This is a genomic window from Trabulsiella guamensis ATCC 49490 (assembly GCF_000734965.1).
GTDB lineage: Bacteria > Pseudomonadota > Gammaproteobacteria > Enterobacterales > Enterobacteriaceae > Trabulsiella > Trabulsiella guamensis.
Window position 1 is genome coordinate 35,991 of record NZ_JMTB01000040.1, and the last position, 16,120, is coordinate 52,110.

A 16,120-nucleotide genomic window follows, 5' to 3' on the forward strand; every position below is an offset into this window, starting at 1 on the left:
TTTCTCCTGATTAAGGTTAAAGGCTTAAATAATCTGGCGAACGTCGTCGAGCGTAGTAGTACCGTGGATACCAAGATCCAGGGTATTGCCATTCGCGCCACGGATAACACCCTGCACCAGCGCATACTGCAGCGGCTGACTGGTCAGCTGCGTGCCGCCGCTGGTGGCGTTAACAGAAATGCTGTAGGCACTGTCGGTCGCGGATGAGCCATCGTCCAGTTTGCCATCCCAGGTGAAGGTATGAACGCCGGCGGACTGCTCGCCCAGCTCAAGCGTACGCACCACTTTGCCGGTCTTGTCAGTGATGGTGACGGTGACTTTATCCGCCGCCTGTTGCAGTTCCAGACCAAACGGTGTGGTGCTGACGGTACCGTCATCATCTTTACCGGTCAGAACCACGTTGCCCGGGATCATCACGCCATGACCAATCAGCGTGGCCGCCTGCATAGACTGGTTGCTGTCGATCTGACCGGAAATAGAGCCGAGCGTGGTGTTCAGTTTCTCGATACCGCTTACCGTGCTGATTTGCGCGAGCTGAGTGGTCAGTTCGTTGTTCTGCATCGGGTTGGTCGGATCCTGGTTTTTTAACTGCGCTACCAGCAGCGTCAGGAAGCTGCTTTGCAGATCCGACGCGTTGTTACCGGCGAGCGAATTGCTTCCGGTCTGGACGGTGTTACCGGTATTACTTGGATCGTTGACATTGACGGCAATTGACATGCTTCTCTCCTTATTGTCCCAGCGTCAGTGTTTTCAGCATCATGCCCTTCACGGTGTTGAGCACTTCCACGTTGGCCTGATAACTGCGCGACGCGGACATGGTGTTCACCATCTCGCCGACCACGTCAACGTTCGGCATCTTCACGTAACCTTTTGCGTCCGCCAGCGGATTACCCGGCTGGTAAACGAGCTTGTCCGGTGCCTGGCTTTCGACGACACTGGCGACTTTTACGCCGCCGGTCGCCGCACCAATGGGCGCATCCACCTGAAACACCACCTGTTTGGCGCGGTATGGTTGTCCGTCCGGCCCGGTGACGCTGTCGGCGTTCGCCAGGTTACTGGCGGCCACGTTCAGGCGTTTGGACTGTGCGGTCAGCGCGGAACCGGCGACATCAAAAATATTCAGCAATGCCATTCATTAATTCCCCTGTTGCAGGACGCTCATCATGCTCTTGATTTGACCACCAAGAACGGTCAGTCCTGTCTGGTACTGCAGGCTGTTGTCGGCAAACTGCGTCCGTTCGCGGTCCATGTCGACGGTGTTGCCATCCATCGATGGCTGGTCGGGAACGCGGTACATCAGATCAACAGCAGGCGACGAAATCGTTTCGGCAGGTATATGACGGGCAGAAGTGAGCGAGAGCGCCACGTTGCTGGTCTCCGCCCTGCCACGCTCCATTACCTTTTTCAGTTCACTGGCAAAATCGATATCGCGCGCCTGATACCCGGGGGTATCGGCGTTCGCTATATTGGCAGCCAGAATCTCCTGACGCGCGGCACGCAAGTTCAGCGCTTCCTGCTGGAAACGTAGCGCGGCGTCGAGTTTATCGAGCATGGCTCCTCCGCAAATGACAAAATTTCAGCTAACACTTTAATTCTCAGGCCTGTCTCCCTATCGCCGGAATAAACGCAAAATGCGTCGCTATTTATTGCGTTGAAGAAATCTCCTTGCGGGTAAAATCCTGCCAATCCCTGAACAGACTGGAGTTGGCGATGCGAAACCTGAAAAGCACTCTGGCAGCGACGTTATTGCTGCTCAGCCCGCTGGCACTGGCGCAGGATCTCAGTGCGCAGTTAAAGGCTTTTTTTGCCCAGCGGCTGACCGGCTTTAGCGACGACGTGACGGTGGAAATCCGCACGCCGCAAAACCAGTTGCCCCAGTGTGAGCAACCAGCGCTCAGCGTGCCGGCAAGCGCCCGTCTGTGGGGAAATCTGAATGTGCTGGCGCAGTGCGGCAATGAGAAACGCTATCTTCAGGTAAATGTTCAGGCGGTGGGAAACTACGTGGTGGCGGCGCAGGCGATTGCCCGCGGCAGCCAGTTACAGCCAGGCAGTGTTACGCTTAAGCGCGGCAGACTCGATCAGCTCCCGCCGCGCGCGATGCTCGATATCAGCCAGGCGCAGGATGCGGTCAGCCTGCGGGATGTCGCCCCGGGGCAACCAATTCAGTTGTCAATGCTGCGTCAGTCCTGGCGTGTGAAAGCCGGTCAGCGCGTGCTGGTGATCGCCAGCGGTGACGGCTTTTATGTCAACGGCGAAGGCCAGGCGTTAAATAACGCCGCGGTCGCGCAGAATGCGCGCGTCCGTATGCCATCGGGCCAGGTGGTCAGCGGGAAAGTGAATGCTGATGGGAATATTCTGATTAATTTATAATGTTTATAAAGAATCTGCGGCACCTGCCGATAAAATATCAACAAATGATGATGGCAGGCTGTAACGCCACGAACCCTCGATGAGGACAGCATAATGAGTATTGATCGTACATCGCCCCTGAAGCCAGTGAACGCAGTACAACCTCGCGAACCGAATGATGTAGGCACGCAGAAATCGCGTACCGAAAAATCTGCTGCGAGTAACAGTACCAGCGTAACGCTGAGTGATGCGCAAACCCGCCTGACCCAGGCTGGCGCCAGCGATATTAATCTGGAACGCGTTGAGACACTGAAAACGGCGATTCGTAACGGTGAACTGAAAATGGATACGGGTAAGATCGCCGATGCGCTGATCCAGGAAGCCCAGAACTCACTGAGTCAATAAGCGTATGAGTCGGTTGTCAGATATTCTGGACCAAATGACCACCATCCTGAATTCACTGAAAGAGGTGATGGATGCGGAGCAACAACAGCTCTCTTTTGGCAGCATAAACGGTAGTGCGCTGCAACGTATAACGGAAGAGAAAAGTTCTCTGCTGGCGGCACTCGATTATCTGGAACAGCAGCGCCGCGTGGAGCAGGAAGCCCGGCGTTGTGCCAATGATGATATTACTGACCGCTGGCAGCTTATTACCAAAAAAACGCAGCATCTTCGCGATCTGAACCAGCACAATGGCTGGCTGCTGGAGGGGCAAATCGCCCGCAATCAGCAGGCGCTTGAGGTTCTGAAACCCCATCAGGAACCGGGGCTGTACGGCAGAGACGGGCAAACGTTTAATGCCTCTCGCGGCGGGAAAAAATTCTCCGTCTGATTTCCCCACAGATTATGTATGCCAGCCGGTTAGCCTCGCGCTAACCGGCGTTGTGGCGTTTATACCGTCCGGCGGGTGAACTCTTTAAGTTTAAAGCCCAGCAACGCCAGCGTCGCAAAATAGGCGGCGATACCCACCAGCACCACGGCCATCAGACGCAATAAACGAAACGGCATCGTGCCCTGCGACCATTCCGGCATCATATGCATCATCCCCAGCAATGCGGCGGACATCACCAGGACGGCGATCACCAGCCGCAGCAGAAACGCGCCCCAGCCTGGCATCGGCGTAAAGATGTTTTGTTTACGTAACTGCCAGTACAGCAGGCTGGCGTTCAGACAGGCCGCCAGACCAATAGAAAGCGACAGCCCGGCGTGTTTCAGCGGGCCGATAAACGCCAGGTTCATCAGTTGTGTCATGATGAGGGTAATAATGGCAATTTTCACCGGGGTTTTGATGTTCTGGCGGGAATAGAATCCTGGCGCCAGGACTTTCACTACAATTAGCCCCATCAGCCCCACAGAGTACGCCACCAGCGCGCGCTGGGTCATTGCCGCATCAAAGGCGGTAAATTTGCCGTACTGGAACAGCGATACCGTCAACGGTTTCGCCAGGATCCCCAGCGCCACGGCGCTTGGCAGCGCGAGCAGAAAACAAAGGCGCAGTCCCCAGTCCATCAGACGGCGATACTCATCATGGTTGCCGCTGGCAAAACTTTTCGACAGCGACGGCAGCAAAATCGTCCCCAGCGCCACGCCCAGCACACCGGAAGGAAACTCCATCAGGCGGTCGGCGTAATACATCCACGATACCGATCCCGAGACCAGAAACGAGGCAAAAATGGTGTTGATGATAAGCGAGATCTGGCTGACCGACACGCCGAGGATCGCCGGGCCCATTTGCTTCACCACCCGCATCGCCCCGGCATCTTTTAAATTAATGCGCGGCAGCACCAGCATGCCGATTTTTTTCAGGTGCGGCAGTTGATAAACCAGTTGCAGAATGCCGCCCGCCGTCACCGCCCACGCCAGTGCCAGCACGGGCGGATTGAAATACGGCGCGGCAAACAGCGCAAAACCGATCATGCTGATGTTGAGAAAGGTTGGCGCAAACGCCGGTACTGAGAAACGGTTCCAGGTATTGAGGATCGCCCCGGCGAGCGATGCCAGTGAGATCAGCAAAATATAGGGGAAAGTAATGCGCAACAGTTGCGTGGTGAGAGCAAATTTCTCCGCCGTATTGGCAAAGCCCGGCGCGGTAATGGTGATGACCCACGGCGCGGCCAGCATCCCAAGGATAGTGACCACCGCCAGCGCCAGCGTTAACAGTCCGGAGACGTAAGAGACGAAGACTTTAGTGGCGTCATCACCCTGTTTGCTTTTGTATTCGGCGAGGATCGGTACAAAAGCCTGTGAAAACGCGCCTTCGGCAAAAATGCGGCGCAGCAGGTTCGGCAACTTAAACGCGACAAAAAAGGCGTCTGTCGCCAGTCCCGCACCAAAGACCCTCGCCACAATGGCATCGCGCGCGAACCCCAGCACGCGTGAAAACATGGTCATTGAGCTGACGGCGGCCAGCGATTTTAATAGATTCATTGAAGTGATATTCCACAACCCTGGAGCAAAACGCCTGCAGTGCAGGCGTGGAAAGTGGCGATAGTCTACCGGGATCGTCGTGAATTACTACTGCCAGTTGTTACAGCGTCTTATTCGCTGATGGCATCCTGCCAGATCTTTTCGACGATGCGCTGCGCCAGCACGGCCTGTTCGCCTGCTGTCTGCGGAACCGTCTGATTTTGCACGCATTCCATAAAATGGTGCGCGCAACCGGCGAAACCGCGCTGTTCGAGTGTGCTCTGCCAGCCTGGTACCGGACGTTCAACGACACCAGCACCCCGCTCTTCCCGCCATTCGCGCATATCCGTCACACTGAACAGCCCGCCGTCGGTGACGGCCTGTACCCACTCGCGCTGGCTTCCGGCACGACGATGCATGCTGGTGGTGACCTGCAATTGCGGATGGCTGAAATGATGCTCGGCGTAAAGCATCTCGCCTTGATCGGTGGTCTGCAGACTGCCACCGCTCAGGGTAGCGCCGTCCGCCAGCCACAGCGCGGTATCCACCACATGCAGGTAATCATCCAGCAACGTGAAGTGGCAGTCCTGCGGCCCGACGCTGTCGGTGCGGTGTTTGTCCATCCGCAGCGACGCCGCCGCAGACAGGTTGTTTTTCAGTTCACGGTACAACGGCGCAAAACGACGGTTAAAGCCCACCATCAGCGTGAGTTTTTTCTTCGCCGCCAGATCCACCAGTCGCTCGGCATCGGTGAGTTTTTCCGCCAGCGGTTTATCCACGCAGACATGTACACCGGCATTGAGCAGTTCGCTGACCACTGCCGCATGGGTCGCCGTCGAGGTATGAACAAACACGGCATCACACTGGGCCGCCAGCGCGGGAAGCGAATCCGCATACGGCATACGGTACGTATCGCAGATGCGCAGTGCTTTTTCTTTGTTGGGGGACCAGGCCGCCTGCAGGGTCCAGTTCGTTGCGGCGCTGAGCACCGGCAGCCACGCTTTTTGCGCAATGCCGCCTAACCCAACGACGCCGACACGAAGTTTAGCTGTCACCGTTATTCTCCCAGGTGCGCGAGTAAAGATTCCAGGCGCTGTTTCAGTTCGGCCACTTCCCCTTCCAGCGTTTCGACACGGGCAAGCAGATCATCTCCTGCAGGCGCCACCGCTTCCACCACGGTCGCCAGCGTTTCGATATCGCCGCTGAACAGATGCATATAGCGGCTTTCCCGTTTGCCGGGTTCCCGTGGCAGACGCGCGACAAACGGGCCATCGTCACGCGACGCAAGGCCATCCAGCGTCGCCTCAACTTCCGCCATATCGCTGAATTCATACATGCGCTGCGCGCGACCGCGCAGTTCGCCTGGCGTCTGGGCACCGCGCAGCAGCAGCGTGGTGACGATAGCCACCTCCGCCGCGGTCAGCTTCAGATCGCCAAATTCGGAATTACAAAAACGCTGCTCGTATTTGGTAACCCGGTTGCCGAAACCGCTGACCGTGCGCAGGTAGTGGCGCTTCACCAGCGCATCAAGCAGATCCTGCACTTCCGCATCGCTGAGGTTCATCACCGGTTCACGGTTCGTTTTTTGATTGCAGGCCGTCACCACGCCGTTAACCGACAGAGGATACTGCTCCGGCGTCGTGACCTGTTTTTCCAGCAGACAGCCAATGACGCGCGCTTCATAAGCGGTGAGTTGATACTTCATTCTTTCTCCTCAGTGACGCTGGCGCTTAACGGCCAGCCGTCCATTCCTTCGTTGTCAGCGCCGTCAGCACATGGTCACGCCACTGCCCGTCAATCAACAGGTAATCTTTGGCGTAACCCTCTTTTTCAAAGCCCAGCCGGGCTAACAGGTCGCCACTGCGCTGATTATGCGGCATATAGTTAGCCATGATGCGATGAATATGTTGCGATCGTTGCATATAGCGGATCGCGGCGGTCAGCGCTTCAAACATCAGCCCCTGCCCTTGCCATTTTTGCCCGATAGAGTAGCCGAGGTAACAGGCATGAAAGGAACCGCGTACCACGTTGGAAAAATTCGCAACGCCGATGACTTCCTTCTCATCCGGATCGAGCAGCGCAAAATAAAACGCCGAACCCTGCTTATGAAATTCATTAATCATGCCAAGGCGCGCCTGCCAGCCAGAGGGATAACAGTGGCTGTCGTCGCGGACCGGTTCCCAGGGTTTCAAAAACTGGCGATTCTCGGCGTAATAATCGGCGAGGCGCCAGGCGTCACGTTCATGAACCAGACGCACCACCAGTCGGTCTGTTGTTAAGCGTACTTTCGGCACGTTACTGCGATAGCCAAACATTCTCCCCACTCCTTCACGCAAGCAATGACCGCAGGTTTCACCCTTCCTTAACTTATAATACCTGTCCACAGGCACTCTGTGAAAACAGCAACATACCATTTTTCTGCGCGATATCGGCTTTTCGATTAAAAGCCTCTATCAAAGTTGTATCTTGATAAAAAAATATTGTCGCAAGCAATATGGGAAAACAAGCCTTAACCACGCAGAATAGAACGGCACTCTTTTTTTATTTCCCAGGGGGGGAAATGTCCCGCGTATCGCAGGCAAGGAGCCTGGGTAAATATTTCCTGTTGATCGACAATATGCTGGTGGTTCTCGGCTTTTTTGTTGTATTTCCTCTGATTTCAATCCGTTTTGTTGATCAATTAGGTTGGGCGGCGCTGATGGTGGGCATTGCGCTCGGTTTGCGTCAGCTTGTTCAGCAGGGTCTTGGGATGTTTGGCGGCGCGATTGCCGACCGTTTCGGCGCAAAGCCGATGATCGTCACCGGGATGCTAATGCGTGCAGGCGGTTTCGCCGCCATGGCGGTGGCGCAGGAGCCCTGGATGCTCTGGCTCTCCTGTATTCTTTCCGGGCTCGGCGGCACCCTCTTTGACCCACCGCGTACAGCGCTGGTGATTAAACTGGTGCGCCCGCATCAACGTGGACGTTTCTTCTCTATTCTGATGATGCAGGACAGCGCGGGTGCGGTGATCGGCGCGCTGCTCGGTAGCTGGCTGTTGCAGTACGATTTCCGGTTGGTATGCAGTGTGGGTGCGTTGTTGTTTATTCTCTGCGCCGGGTTTAACGCCTGGTACCTCCCCGCATGGAAACTCTCCACAGTCAGAACGCCCGTGCGCGAAGGGCTGGCGCGTGTGCTGCATGACAAACGCTTTGTCACCTACGTGCTGACGCTCACCGGTTACTATATGCTCGCCGTGCAGGTCATGCTGATGCTGCCGATTATGGTGAATGATATCGCCGGGTCACCCTCGGCAGTGAAATGGATGTATGCCATTGAAGCAGCACTATCGTTGTCGCTGCTCTACCCCATTGCCCGCTGGAGCGAAAAACGTTTCCGCCTTGAACAGCGGTTGATGGCAGGGCTGGTGGTGATGTCGCTCTCTATGCTGCCCATCGGGCTAACCAGCAGCCTTTCGCAGTTGTTTGCTCTGATTTGCACCTTTTACATCGGTTCGATTATCGCCGAACCGGCACGCGAAACGCTCAGCGCTGAGCTGGCCGATCCCCGCGCTCGCGGCAGCTACATGGGTTTCAGCCGTCTGGGGCTGGCTTTCGGCGGTGCCTTTGGCTATGCCGGCGGCGGCTGGTTGTTTGATACCGGCAAAGCCTTTAACCAGCCTGAACTGCCGTGGCTGATGCTGGCAATCATCGGGCTTATCACCTTTATCGCCCTGTGGTGGCAATTCGGTCAGAAACCCGCGGCGTCCGGTATGCTGGAGCCGCGAGTCTGATCACCGGTCAAATTCAGCTTTTTCCGCTGGTCACCCGAAGGCTGACAGACCATGCTGCTTTGTGTCAGGATGAACGCTGGCATCATGTAGAGGAACCCCATGAAGAAGATTTTAATTATTGCCGCCCTGCTCGTTGGTGGCGTGCTGGCGGGTTGTAATCAGCTCACGCAGTATTCCGTCAGTGAACAGGAAATTAATCAGGCACTGCAAAAGCACAATAACTTCTCGAAGGACATTGGTTTGCCGGGCGTGGCGGATGCCCACATCCAACTGACGAATCTCTCAAGTGCCATCGGGCGTGAAGATCCCAACAAAGTCACGCTGAGCGGTATTGCGAATCTGGATATGACCTCGCTGTTCGGTAACCAGAAAGCGACCATCGACCTGAAACTCAAAGCGCAGCCGGTTTTCAACAAAGAAAAAGGCGCCATTTTCCTGCAGGAGATGGAAGTCGTCGATGCGAAAGTCGCACCGGAGAAAATGCAGTCCGTCGTTCAGACGTTGATGCCCTATCTGAATCAGTCGCTGCGAAACTACTTTAACCAGCAACCGGCGTATATCCTGCGAGAGGATGCCAGCAAAGGCGAAGCGCTGGCGAAGAAATATGCCAAAGGTATTGAAGTGAAACCGGGTGAGATCATCATCCCCTTCACCGATTAACCTGACGGGCGCTGAGGCGCCCGTTTTTTTTCGGATAAAGAGTGCAAAGGAAAACGTTTCCGCTTATCCTTAGTGCCCGGCAAAAAGCAGCCTGATGACTGAACCAACCAGCCGGAGCCCCTCATGACAGCACAACCCCAGGTTTTAAAAATCCGCCGCCCTGACGACTGGCATATTCATCTGCGTGATGGTGATATGTTGAGAACCGTCGTGCCTTATACCAGCGAACATTTTGGTCGCGCGATTGTGATGCCGAACCTGGTGCCGCCGGTGACCACGGTGGATGCCGCGATGGCTTATCGCCAGCGTATCCTTGACGCCGTTCCCGCCGGGCATGTTTTTACCCCGCTGATGACCTGCTACCTGACCGACACGCTGGATCCGAACGAACTGGAGCGCGGTTTTCAGGAAGGCGTATTTACCGCCGCCAAACTCTACCCGGCCAATGCCACCACCAACTCCAGCCACGGCGTAACCAGCGTCGATGCCATCATGCCGGTGCTGGAACGCATGGAAAAACTGGGGATGCCGCTACTGGTGCATGGCGAAGTGACGCAGGCGGAGATCGACATTTTCGATCGCGAAGCGCGCTTCATCGATACGGTGATGGAGCCACTGCGCCAGCGCCTTCAGGGGCTGAAAGTGGTCTTTGAGCACATCACCACCAAAGATGCCGCGGAATATGTTCGCGACGGCAATGATCGTCTTGCCGCCACCATTACGCCGCAACATTTGATGTTTAACCGCAACCACATGCTGGTGGGTGGCGTACGTCCGCATCTGTATTGTCTGCCGATCCTCAAACGCAATATCCACCAGCAGGCGCTGCGCGAGCTGGTAGCCAGTGGGTTCAGCCGCGCCTTCCTCGGTACGGATTCTGCCCCGCATGCGCGTCACCGCAAAGAGGCCAGCTGCGGCTGCGCGGGCTGCTTTAACGCCCCGACAGCGCTCGGCAGTTACGCCACCGTATTTGAAGAGATGAACGCGCTCGAACACTTCGAAGCTTTCTGCTCGTTGAATGGCCCGCGCTTCTACAACCTGCCAGTGAATGACGGCGTCATTGAACTGGTCCGCAAAGAAAGCACTGTCGTGGACAGCATTGCCCTGCCAGACGATACGCTCATTCCTTTCCTCGCCGGTGAAACCGTGCGCTGGACGGTAAAGGCATAAAAAAAACGCAACCCCCTGTTGTAAGTTACATTATTTAGCTGTATACATATACAGTATAAATACAAGGGGGGTGGGCGAAAGCCGCCTGCCAGGAAACAGCCTGAAGGATGACGTGACTATGCGAATTGAAGTGACGATTGCCAAAACAACGCCGTTGCCCGCCGGAGCATTAGACGCGCTGGCTGGAGAACTCTCCCGCCGCATCAACAATCAATACCCTGACGCCGATGGTAACGTCACCGTACGATACGCAGCTAACAATAATCTCTCCGTCATCGGCGGCATCAAAGAAGATAAAGACCGCATCAGCGAAATCCTTCAGGAAACGTGGGAAAGCGCTGACGACTGGTTCATCACTGATTAAATATTACTCTCTCATTGTGTTGTCTTGCCGGGTCGCCCCGGCTTTTTTGTTTTCCCGCCTTGCTTAATTTTTAATCTCTTTCCGATATATTCGCTAATCACTTAAAAAATAATGAACAAATCGGATGTTTGTCATTCAAAAATGCGCAGCGTTAAGTAATTTGTGTTGCAGATTATTTAATTTCTCGAGTAATCGATTATTTATTGATATACTTACTTTGCTTCAGATAAAGATAAATCACGCAGAACCTCGAGAGTCGTTATCATTTAACACGTAGATAAGGGGTTATGATGGAAAAAAATAATGAAGTCATTCAGACCCATCCCCTCGTCGGATGGGACATCAGCACCGTAGACAGCTACGATGCGCTGATGCTGCGCTTACACTACCAAAACCCCACTCAAGCGAGCAGTAACGACGCGGAAATCGGCCAGACATTGTGGCTGACAACGGATGTCGCCCGCCAGTTTATTTCGATTCTGGAAGCGGGCATCGCCAAAATAGAAGCAGGCGATTATCAGAAAGATGAGTACCGCAGGCATTAATCCTGATGCTGAACTCCACAGGCACCTTCGGGTGCCTTTATTATTTACAGTGTTGTATCGCAACTGATAATTAATTACTCTGCTAAGAAAGAATTTCTGGAAGAGACTATGCAATACGATTTAATTGTTCTTGGCAGTGGTTCCGTCGGTGCCGCGGCCGGTTATTACGCACGTCGTGCGGGTCTTAATGTTCTGATGCTGGATGCGCATCTCCCGCCCCATGATCAAGGCAGTCATCACGGAGATACCCGCCTGATCCGCCATGCTTATGGCGAAGGTGAAAAGTACGTTCCGCTGGTACTGCGGGCGCAGGCGTTATGGGACGAGCTTGCCGCCCAAAGCGGCGAGGCCATTTTCGAGAAAACCGGGTTGATAAACCTTGGTCCGGCTCATTCGCCGTTTCTGGCAAACGTCGCGCAGAGCGCAGCGCAGTTCGGTCTGGCGATTGAGCAACTGGATGCGCAGGGGATCATGTCCCGCTGGCCAGAAATCCGGGTGCCTGACGATTATCACGGCATTTTTGAATCTGCCTCTGGCGTACTGAAAAGCGAACTGGCGGTCAAAACCCTGATTCGCCTGGCGCGTGAGGCGGGTGCGGCGCAGCAGTTTAACGTGCCGGTCACCGCCATCCATCATCAGGCTGACGGCGTGATGGTAGAAACGGCAGAAGAGAATTTCCACGGTAGAAAGCTGTTGATCAGCGCCGGTACATGGGTAACCAAACTACTGCCGGCGTTACCCCTTCAGCCAGTGCGTAAGGTCTTCGCCTGGTTCCAGGCCGACGGTCGCTACAGCAGTAAAAACCAGTTCCCGGCCTTTACCGGCGAACTGCCAAACGGCGATCAGTATTACGGTTTTCCGGCGGAAGATAACGAACTGAAGATCGGAAAACACAACGGCGGGCAACCCATTACCTCAGCAGAAGAGCGTAAACCGTTTGGTACCGTCGCTTCTGACGGCTCAGAAGCATTCAGTTTCCTGCGTAATGTGTTGCCGGGGATCGGGGGTTGTTTGCATGGCGCGTCCTGCACCTATGACAATTCGCCGGACGAGGATTTCATCATCGACACCCTGCCCGGCCATCCGGAAACGCTACTGATAACCGGCCTCAGCGGTCACGGCTTTAAGTTCGCTACCGTACTGGGTGAAATCGCCGCGCAGTTTGCCCGGGGAGCAACACCTGAATTCGACCTGACGCCCTTCTCGCTCGCACGCTTTGACCATTAAGCGAAAGCGCCTGCTGACAGGCGCTTACTGCGGATCAGGAATTCCCAGCTTCGTATTCAGTCGTCCGCGTGACTTATTGAAGATCTTGTTGCCGTTCTCGCGCCCGGCGCGACGGCGACGCTGTTCTTCTTCCGGCAGCTTATGCTCCTGCTGACAGGCTTCACTGCAGCAACCTTCGAATTTTTCCGCACACGCCGGGCACTGTATAAACAGCAGGTGGCAGCCGTCATTAAGACAGTTAGTATGCGTGTCACACGGCGCGCCACACTGATGGCAATGCGCAATCACCTCGTCGCTGATGCGTTCGCCCATGCGCTCATCAAAGACAAAATTTTTACCAATAAAACGCACCGGTAACCCTTGTTCACGGGCGCGACGGGCGTATTCAATGATGCCGCCTTCAATGTGCCAGACCTTGTTAAAGCCGTTGTGCTTCATCCAGGCGCTGGCCTTTTCGCAGCGAATACCGCCTGTGCAATACATGACGATTTTCTTGTCTTTATGCTCCTGCATCATCTCTACCGCCTTTGGCAACTGCTCACGGAAGGTATCAGCGGGGATCTCCAGCGCATTTTCGAAATGACCGACTTCGTATTCGTAGTGATTACGCATATCGATGAAAATGGCGTTCGGATCATCCAGCATAGCGTTCACTTCCGCCGCTTTCAGGTATTCCCCAACGTCACTGGCATTGAAGCTCGGGTCATCAATACCATCAGCCACAATGCGGTCACGTACTTTCATGCGCAGTACCCAGAATGATTTACCGTCGTCATCAAGGGCGATGTTCAGACGCAGGCCGTCAAGCGCCGGATCAAAACCGTACAGCAATTCACGAAACGCCTCCACGCGGCTTTCCGGTACGCTTATCTGGGCATTAATCCCTTCTTTCGCGAGATAGACGCGACCAAACACGCCGAGGGAGCTGAACGCCACATACAGTGCGTCGCGGGTCGCTTTAGGATCGGTGATAGTGAAATATTTATAGAACGAGATCGTTGTGCGCGGCTCAGTTTCCGCCAGCATTTTTGCCTTCAACGCCTCATTCGAAATGCGGTTATGTAACACTGGCATGGTGTTCGGTTCCTGCAATCGTATAAGGGATAAATGAGTCGGGCGGCATGATATAGCAAAGAATCACAATTTACATCCCCACAATTTGCGTTACATTTCTCTCACCTTATTATATGTACTCTCAACATTTGTCTGTTATCTCCCCACTCCGCTGGCATGGATTTTGGCTGACGGAAAAAAAATGCGACAATAGAGGGAGTTGTTTGTAATGACAGGAATGACATGACCCACTTACCCAAATTTTCTGCAGCGCTTCTGCACCCGCGTTATTGGTTAACCTGGCTTGGTATTGGCGCATTGTGGCTGATGGTGCAGCTTCCTTACCCGGTCATTTATCGCGTTGGCACCTCAATGGGCCGGCTTTCGATGCGTCTGATGAAGCGCCGTGCCCGTATCGCTTACCGCAATCTGGAACTCTGTTTTCCTGATATGAGCGAAACGGAGCGCCACCAGCGAGTGGTGAAGAATTTTGAGTCTGTGGGGATGGGCTTGATGGAAACCGGCATGGCCTGGTTCTGGTCAGACAGGCGGATCGCCCGCTGGACGACAGTCACCGGGTTTGAGCCGCTGCGTGAACTGGAAGCGCAGAAAAAAGGCATTCTGCTGATTGGCGTTCATTTTCTTACTCTCGAGATGGGCGCACGAATGTTTGGCCTCAACTGGCCGGGTATCGGCGTGTATCGCCCTAACGACAACCCGGTACTGGATCTGCTGCAAACGTGGGGGCGCCTGCGTTCCAACAAAGATATGCTGGACCGCAAAGATCTCAAAGGGATGGTCAGAGCGCTGAAAAACGGTGATGTGGTGTGGTACGCGCCGGATCATGACTACGGTCCGCGTAGCAGCGTGTTTGTCCCGTTCTTTGCCGTTGAGCAGGCCGCCACGACGACCGGCACCTGGATGCTGGCGAAGATGTCGAAAGCCTGCGTGGTGCCGTTTGTGCCGCGCCGCCGGGCAGACGGCAAAGGTTATGAACTGATCATGCTACCGCCGGAGTGTTCACCGCCGCTCGACGATGCCGAAACCACCGCCGCATGGATGAACCACGTGGTTGAACAGTGCATTCTGATGGCGCCTGAGCAATATATGTGGCTCCATCGCCGTTTCAAGACCCGCCCTGAAGGCGTTCCTTCGCGTTACTGATCCACCGGCAGCCATCGTGGCTGCCGTCTCTCCTCTTTCCGATGTCTCTGATTTGCAGAACCCTTTCCGCAGGCGCATAATTAGCCTGCTATGGACTTTTTTAATCAGCTGATTACAGCCGCTCTGCGCGCTGCTGTGGATTTCTATGCCATCTTCCGAGACCCCTGTTAACTGGAAACGCAATCTCGCCGTCGCCTGGCTCGGTTGTTTTCTTACTGGCGCCGCCTTTAGTCTGGTCATGCCCTTTCTGCCGCTCTACGTCGAAGAGCTGGGGGTGACGGGCCTGCGCGAGCTGAACATGTGGTCCGGTCTCGTCTTTAGCATCACTTTTCTTTTCTCTGCCATCGCTTCGCCTTTCTGGGGTGGACTCGCTGATCGTCGTGGCCGTAAAATCATGCTCCTGCGTTCAGCGCTGGGAATGTCCATTGTCATGGTGCTGATGGGGCTGGCGCAGAACGTCTGGCAGTTACTTATTCTTCGCGCGCTGCTCGGTCTGCTGGGCGGGTTTGTCCCGAATGCCAACGCCCTGATTGCCACTCAGGTACCACGCAACAAAAGCGGTTGGGCGCTGGGAACGCTGTCGACAGGCGCTGTCAGCGGTGCACTCCTGGGACCACTGGCGGGTGGACTGCTGGCGGATACGTGGGGGCTGCGACCGGTCTTCTTTATGACCGCCAGTGTGCTGTTCGTCTGCTTTGTGATCACCCTGCTGCTGATCCGCGAGCAATTTACCCCGGTGTCGAAAAAAGAGATGCTTCATTTTCGCGAGGTGATTGGCTCACTGAAGAGCCCACGGCTGGTACTGAGCCTGTTTATTACCACCATGATCATTCAGGTGGCGACAGGCTCCATTGCCCCAATTCTGACACTGTACGTCCGCGATCTCGCCGGGAATATCAGCAATATTGCATTTATCAGCGGGATGATCGCCTCTGTCCCGGGCGTCGCTGCGCTGCTCAGCGCACCCCGGCTCGGCAAGCTCGGTGACCGTATCGGCCCGGAAAAAATACTGATTGCCGCGCTGATCGTTTCCGTGTTGCTGTTAATTCCGATGGCGATGGTGCAAACCCCTTTGCAGCTCGGGATTTTGCGCTTCCTGCTCGGTGCGGCTGACGGCGCGTTGCTGCCGGCTGTGCAGACATTGCTGGTGTATAACGCCACCAATCAAATAGCCGGTCGCGTTTTCAGCTATAACCAGTCGTTTCGCGATATTGGCAACGTCACCGGGCCGCTCATCGGTGCGGCCGTTTCCGCCAGCTACGGCTTTCGCGCCGTCTTCTGCGTCACGGCAGCTGTGGTGCTGTTTAACGTTATCTACTCAACGCTCACCCTGCGCCGCCCACGAGCACAAAAGGCAATGGCTGAACGCTAACCTTTCCCGCATCAGAACGTTTTTTTGTCTGTTCGTCTTGC

19 protein-coding genes are annotated in these 16,120 nt (G+C 55.1%); 11 read left to right on the top strand and 8 right to left on the bottom strand.

The genetic code is table 11. From position 1 onward, the window contains the following. Nucleotides 1-24 precede the first annotated feature (24 nt). The 3 genes from flgD to flgB are packed head-to-tail and all read right to left on the bottom strand — an operon-like array spanning nt 25 to nt 1,552. Nucleotides 25-717, bottom strand: coding sequence for a flagellar hook assembly protein FlgD (gene flgD / locus GTGU_RS04480; protein WP_038154503.1), 693 nt, complete (start codon nt 715-717; stop codon nt 25-27). A gap of 10 nt (nt 718-727) precedes the next feature. Beyond that, nucleotides 728-1,132 (bottom strand): flagellar basal body rod protein FlgC, encoded by a 405-nt coding sequence (flgC, locus tag GTGU_RS04485; protein WP_038154504.1) that lies wholly within the window; start codon nt 1,130-1,132, stop codon nt 728-730. A gap of 3 nt (nt 1,133-1,135) precedes the next feature. After that, nucleotides 1,136-1,552: a flagellar basal body rod protein FlgB gene (flgB, locus tag GTGU_RS04490; RefSeq protein ID WP_038154505.1), complete on the bottom strand. Its 417-nt coding sequence runs from the start codon at nt 1,550-1,552 to the stop codon at nt 1,136-1,138. Nucleotides 1,553-1,710: 158 nt separating this feature from the next. On the opposite strand from flgB, the gene flgA reads away from it, so the two are divergent. The 3 genes from flgA (at nt 1,711) to flgN (ending at nt 3,181) form a co-directional block, all read left to right on the top strand. Then, entirely contained in the window at nt 1,711-2,370 is a 660-nt protein-coding gene (gene flgA / locus GTGU_RS04495) for a flagellar basal body P-ring formation chaperone FlgA (RefSeq protein WP_038154506.1), read from the top strand. Nucleotides 2,371-2,463: 93 nt separating this feature from the next. After that, the gene (gene flgM / locus GTGU_RS04500; RefSeq protein ID WP_038154507.1) at nt 2,464-2,754 is read left to right on the top strand and encodes a flagellar biosynthesis anti-sigma factor FlgM; all 291 of its coding nucleotides are present in this window, start codon (nt 2,464-2,466) and stop codon (nt 2,752-2,754) included. A gap of 4 nt (nt 2,755-2,758) precedes the next feature. Then, nucleotides 2,759-3,181 (top strand): flagella biosynthesis chaperone FlgN, encoded by a 423-nt coding sequence (gene flgN / locus GTGU_RS04505; RefSeq protein ID WP_038154508.1) that lies wholly within the window; start codon nt 2,759-2,761, stop codon nt 3,179-3,181. 59 nt (nt 3,182-3,240) lie between these two features. Here flgN and murJ read toward each other — a convergent pair whose 3' ends face one another. From murJ to rimJ, 4 genes are all read right to left on the bottom strand, one after another. Then, complete coding sequence (gene murJ, locus GTGU_RS04510; RefSeq protein WP_038154509.1) at nt 3,241-4,776, bottom strand: murein biosynthesis integral membrane protein MurJ; 1,536 nt, start codon at nt 4,774-4,776, stop codon at nt 3,241-3,243. 110 nt (nt 4,777-4,886) lie between these two features. Further along, nucleotides 4,887-5,810: a Gfo/Idh/MocA family protein gene (locus GTGU_RS04515; protein ID WP_038154510.1), complete on the bottom strand. Its 924-nt coding sequence runs from the start codon at nt 5,808-5,810 to the stop codon at nt 4,887-4,889. A gap of 2 nt (nt 5,811-5,812) precedes the next feature. Next, entirely contained in the window at nt 5,813-6,460 is a 648-nt protein-coding gene (locus GTGU_RS04520) for a YceH family protein (RefSeq protein ID WP_038154511.1), read from the bottom strand. Nucleotides 6,461-6,485: 25 nt separating this feature from the next. Next, entirely contained in the window at nt 6,486-7,070 is a 585-nt protein-coding gene (rimJ, locus tag GTGU_RS04525) for a ribosomal protein S5-alanine N-acetyltransferase (protein ID WP_038154512.1), read from the bottom strand. A gap of 245 nt (nt 7,071-7,315) precedes the next feature. Here rimJ and mdtH point away from each other — a divergent pair, with 245 nt between their 5' ends. The 6 genes from mdtH (at nt 7,316) to solA (ending at nt 12,490) form a co-directional block, all read left to right on the top strand. Further along, the gene (gene mdtH / locus GTGU_RS04530; protein WP_038154513.1) at nt 7,316-8,524 is read left to right on the top strand and encodes a multidrug efflux MFS transporter MdtH; all 1,209 of its coding nucleotides are present in this window, start codon (nt 7,316-7,318) and stop codon (nt 8,522-8,524) included. Nucleotides 8,525-8,623: 99 nt separating this feature from the next. Then, a complete protein-coding gene (locus GTGU_RS04535; RefSeq protein ID WP_038154514.1) occupies nt 8,624-9,184 on the top strand; it encodes a lipoprotein in 561 nt (186 codons plus the stop codon). 123 nt (nt 9,185-9,307) lie between these two features. Continuing rightward, nucleotides 9,308-10,354 (top strand): dihydroorotase, encoded by a 1,047-nt coding sequence (pyrC, locus tag GTGU_RS04540; protein ID WP_038154515.1) that lies wholly within the window; start codon nt 9,308-9,310, stop codon nt 10,352-10,354. Between the two features lie 118 nt (nt 10,355-10,472). Beyond that, a complete protein-coding gene (gene dinI, locus GTGU_RS04545) occupies nt 10,473-10,718 on the top strand; it encodes a DNA damage-inducible protein I (protein WP_038154516.1) in 246 nt (81 codons plus the stop codon). 290 nt (nt 10,719-11,008) lie between these two features. Then, entirely contained in the window at nt 11,009-11,263 is a 255-nt protein-coding gene (gene bssS, locus GTGU_RS04550) for a biofilm formation regulator BssS (RefSeq protein WP_038154517.1), read from the top strand. Between the two features lie 108 nt (nt 11,264-11,371). Then, a complete protein-coding gene (gene solA / locus GTGU_RS04555) occupies nt 11,372-12,490 on the top strand; it encodes an N-methyl-L-tryptophan oxidase (protein WP_038154518.1) in 1,119 nt (372 codons plus the stop codon). 24 nt (nt 12,491-12,514) lie between these two features. On the opposite strand, the gene trhO is transcribed toward solA, so the two are convergent. After that, nucleotides 12,515-13,564, bottom strand: a complete 1,050-nt coding sequence (trhO, locus tag GTGU_RS04560) for an oxygen-dependent tRNA uridine(34) hydroxylase TrhO (protein WP_038154519.1) — start codon at nt 13,562-13,564, stop codon at nt 12,515-12,517. 222 nt (nt 13,565-13,786) lie between these two features. On the opposite strand from trhO, the gene GTGU_RS04565 reads away from it, so the two are divergent. Further along, entirely contained in the window at nt 13,787-14,707 is a 921-nt protein-coding gene (locus tag GTGU_RS04565; RefSeq protein WP_038154520.1) for a Kdo(2)-lipid IV(A) acyltransferase, read from the top strand. 145 nt (nt 14,708-14,852) lie between these two features. Further along, nucleotides 14,853-16,079, top strand: coding sequence for a multidrug efflux MFS transporter MdtG (gene mdtG, locus GTGU_RS04570; protein WP_038154521.1), 1,227 nt, complete (start codon nt 14,853-14,855; stop codon nt 16,077-16,079). Nucleotides 16,080-16,120: the final 41 nt, after the last annotated feature.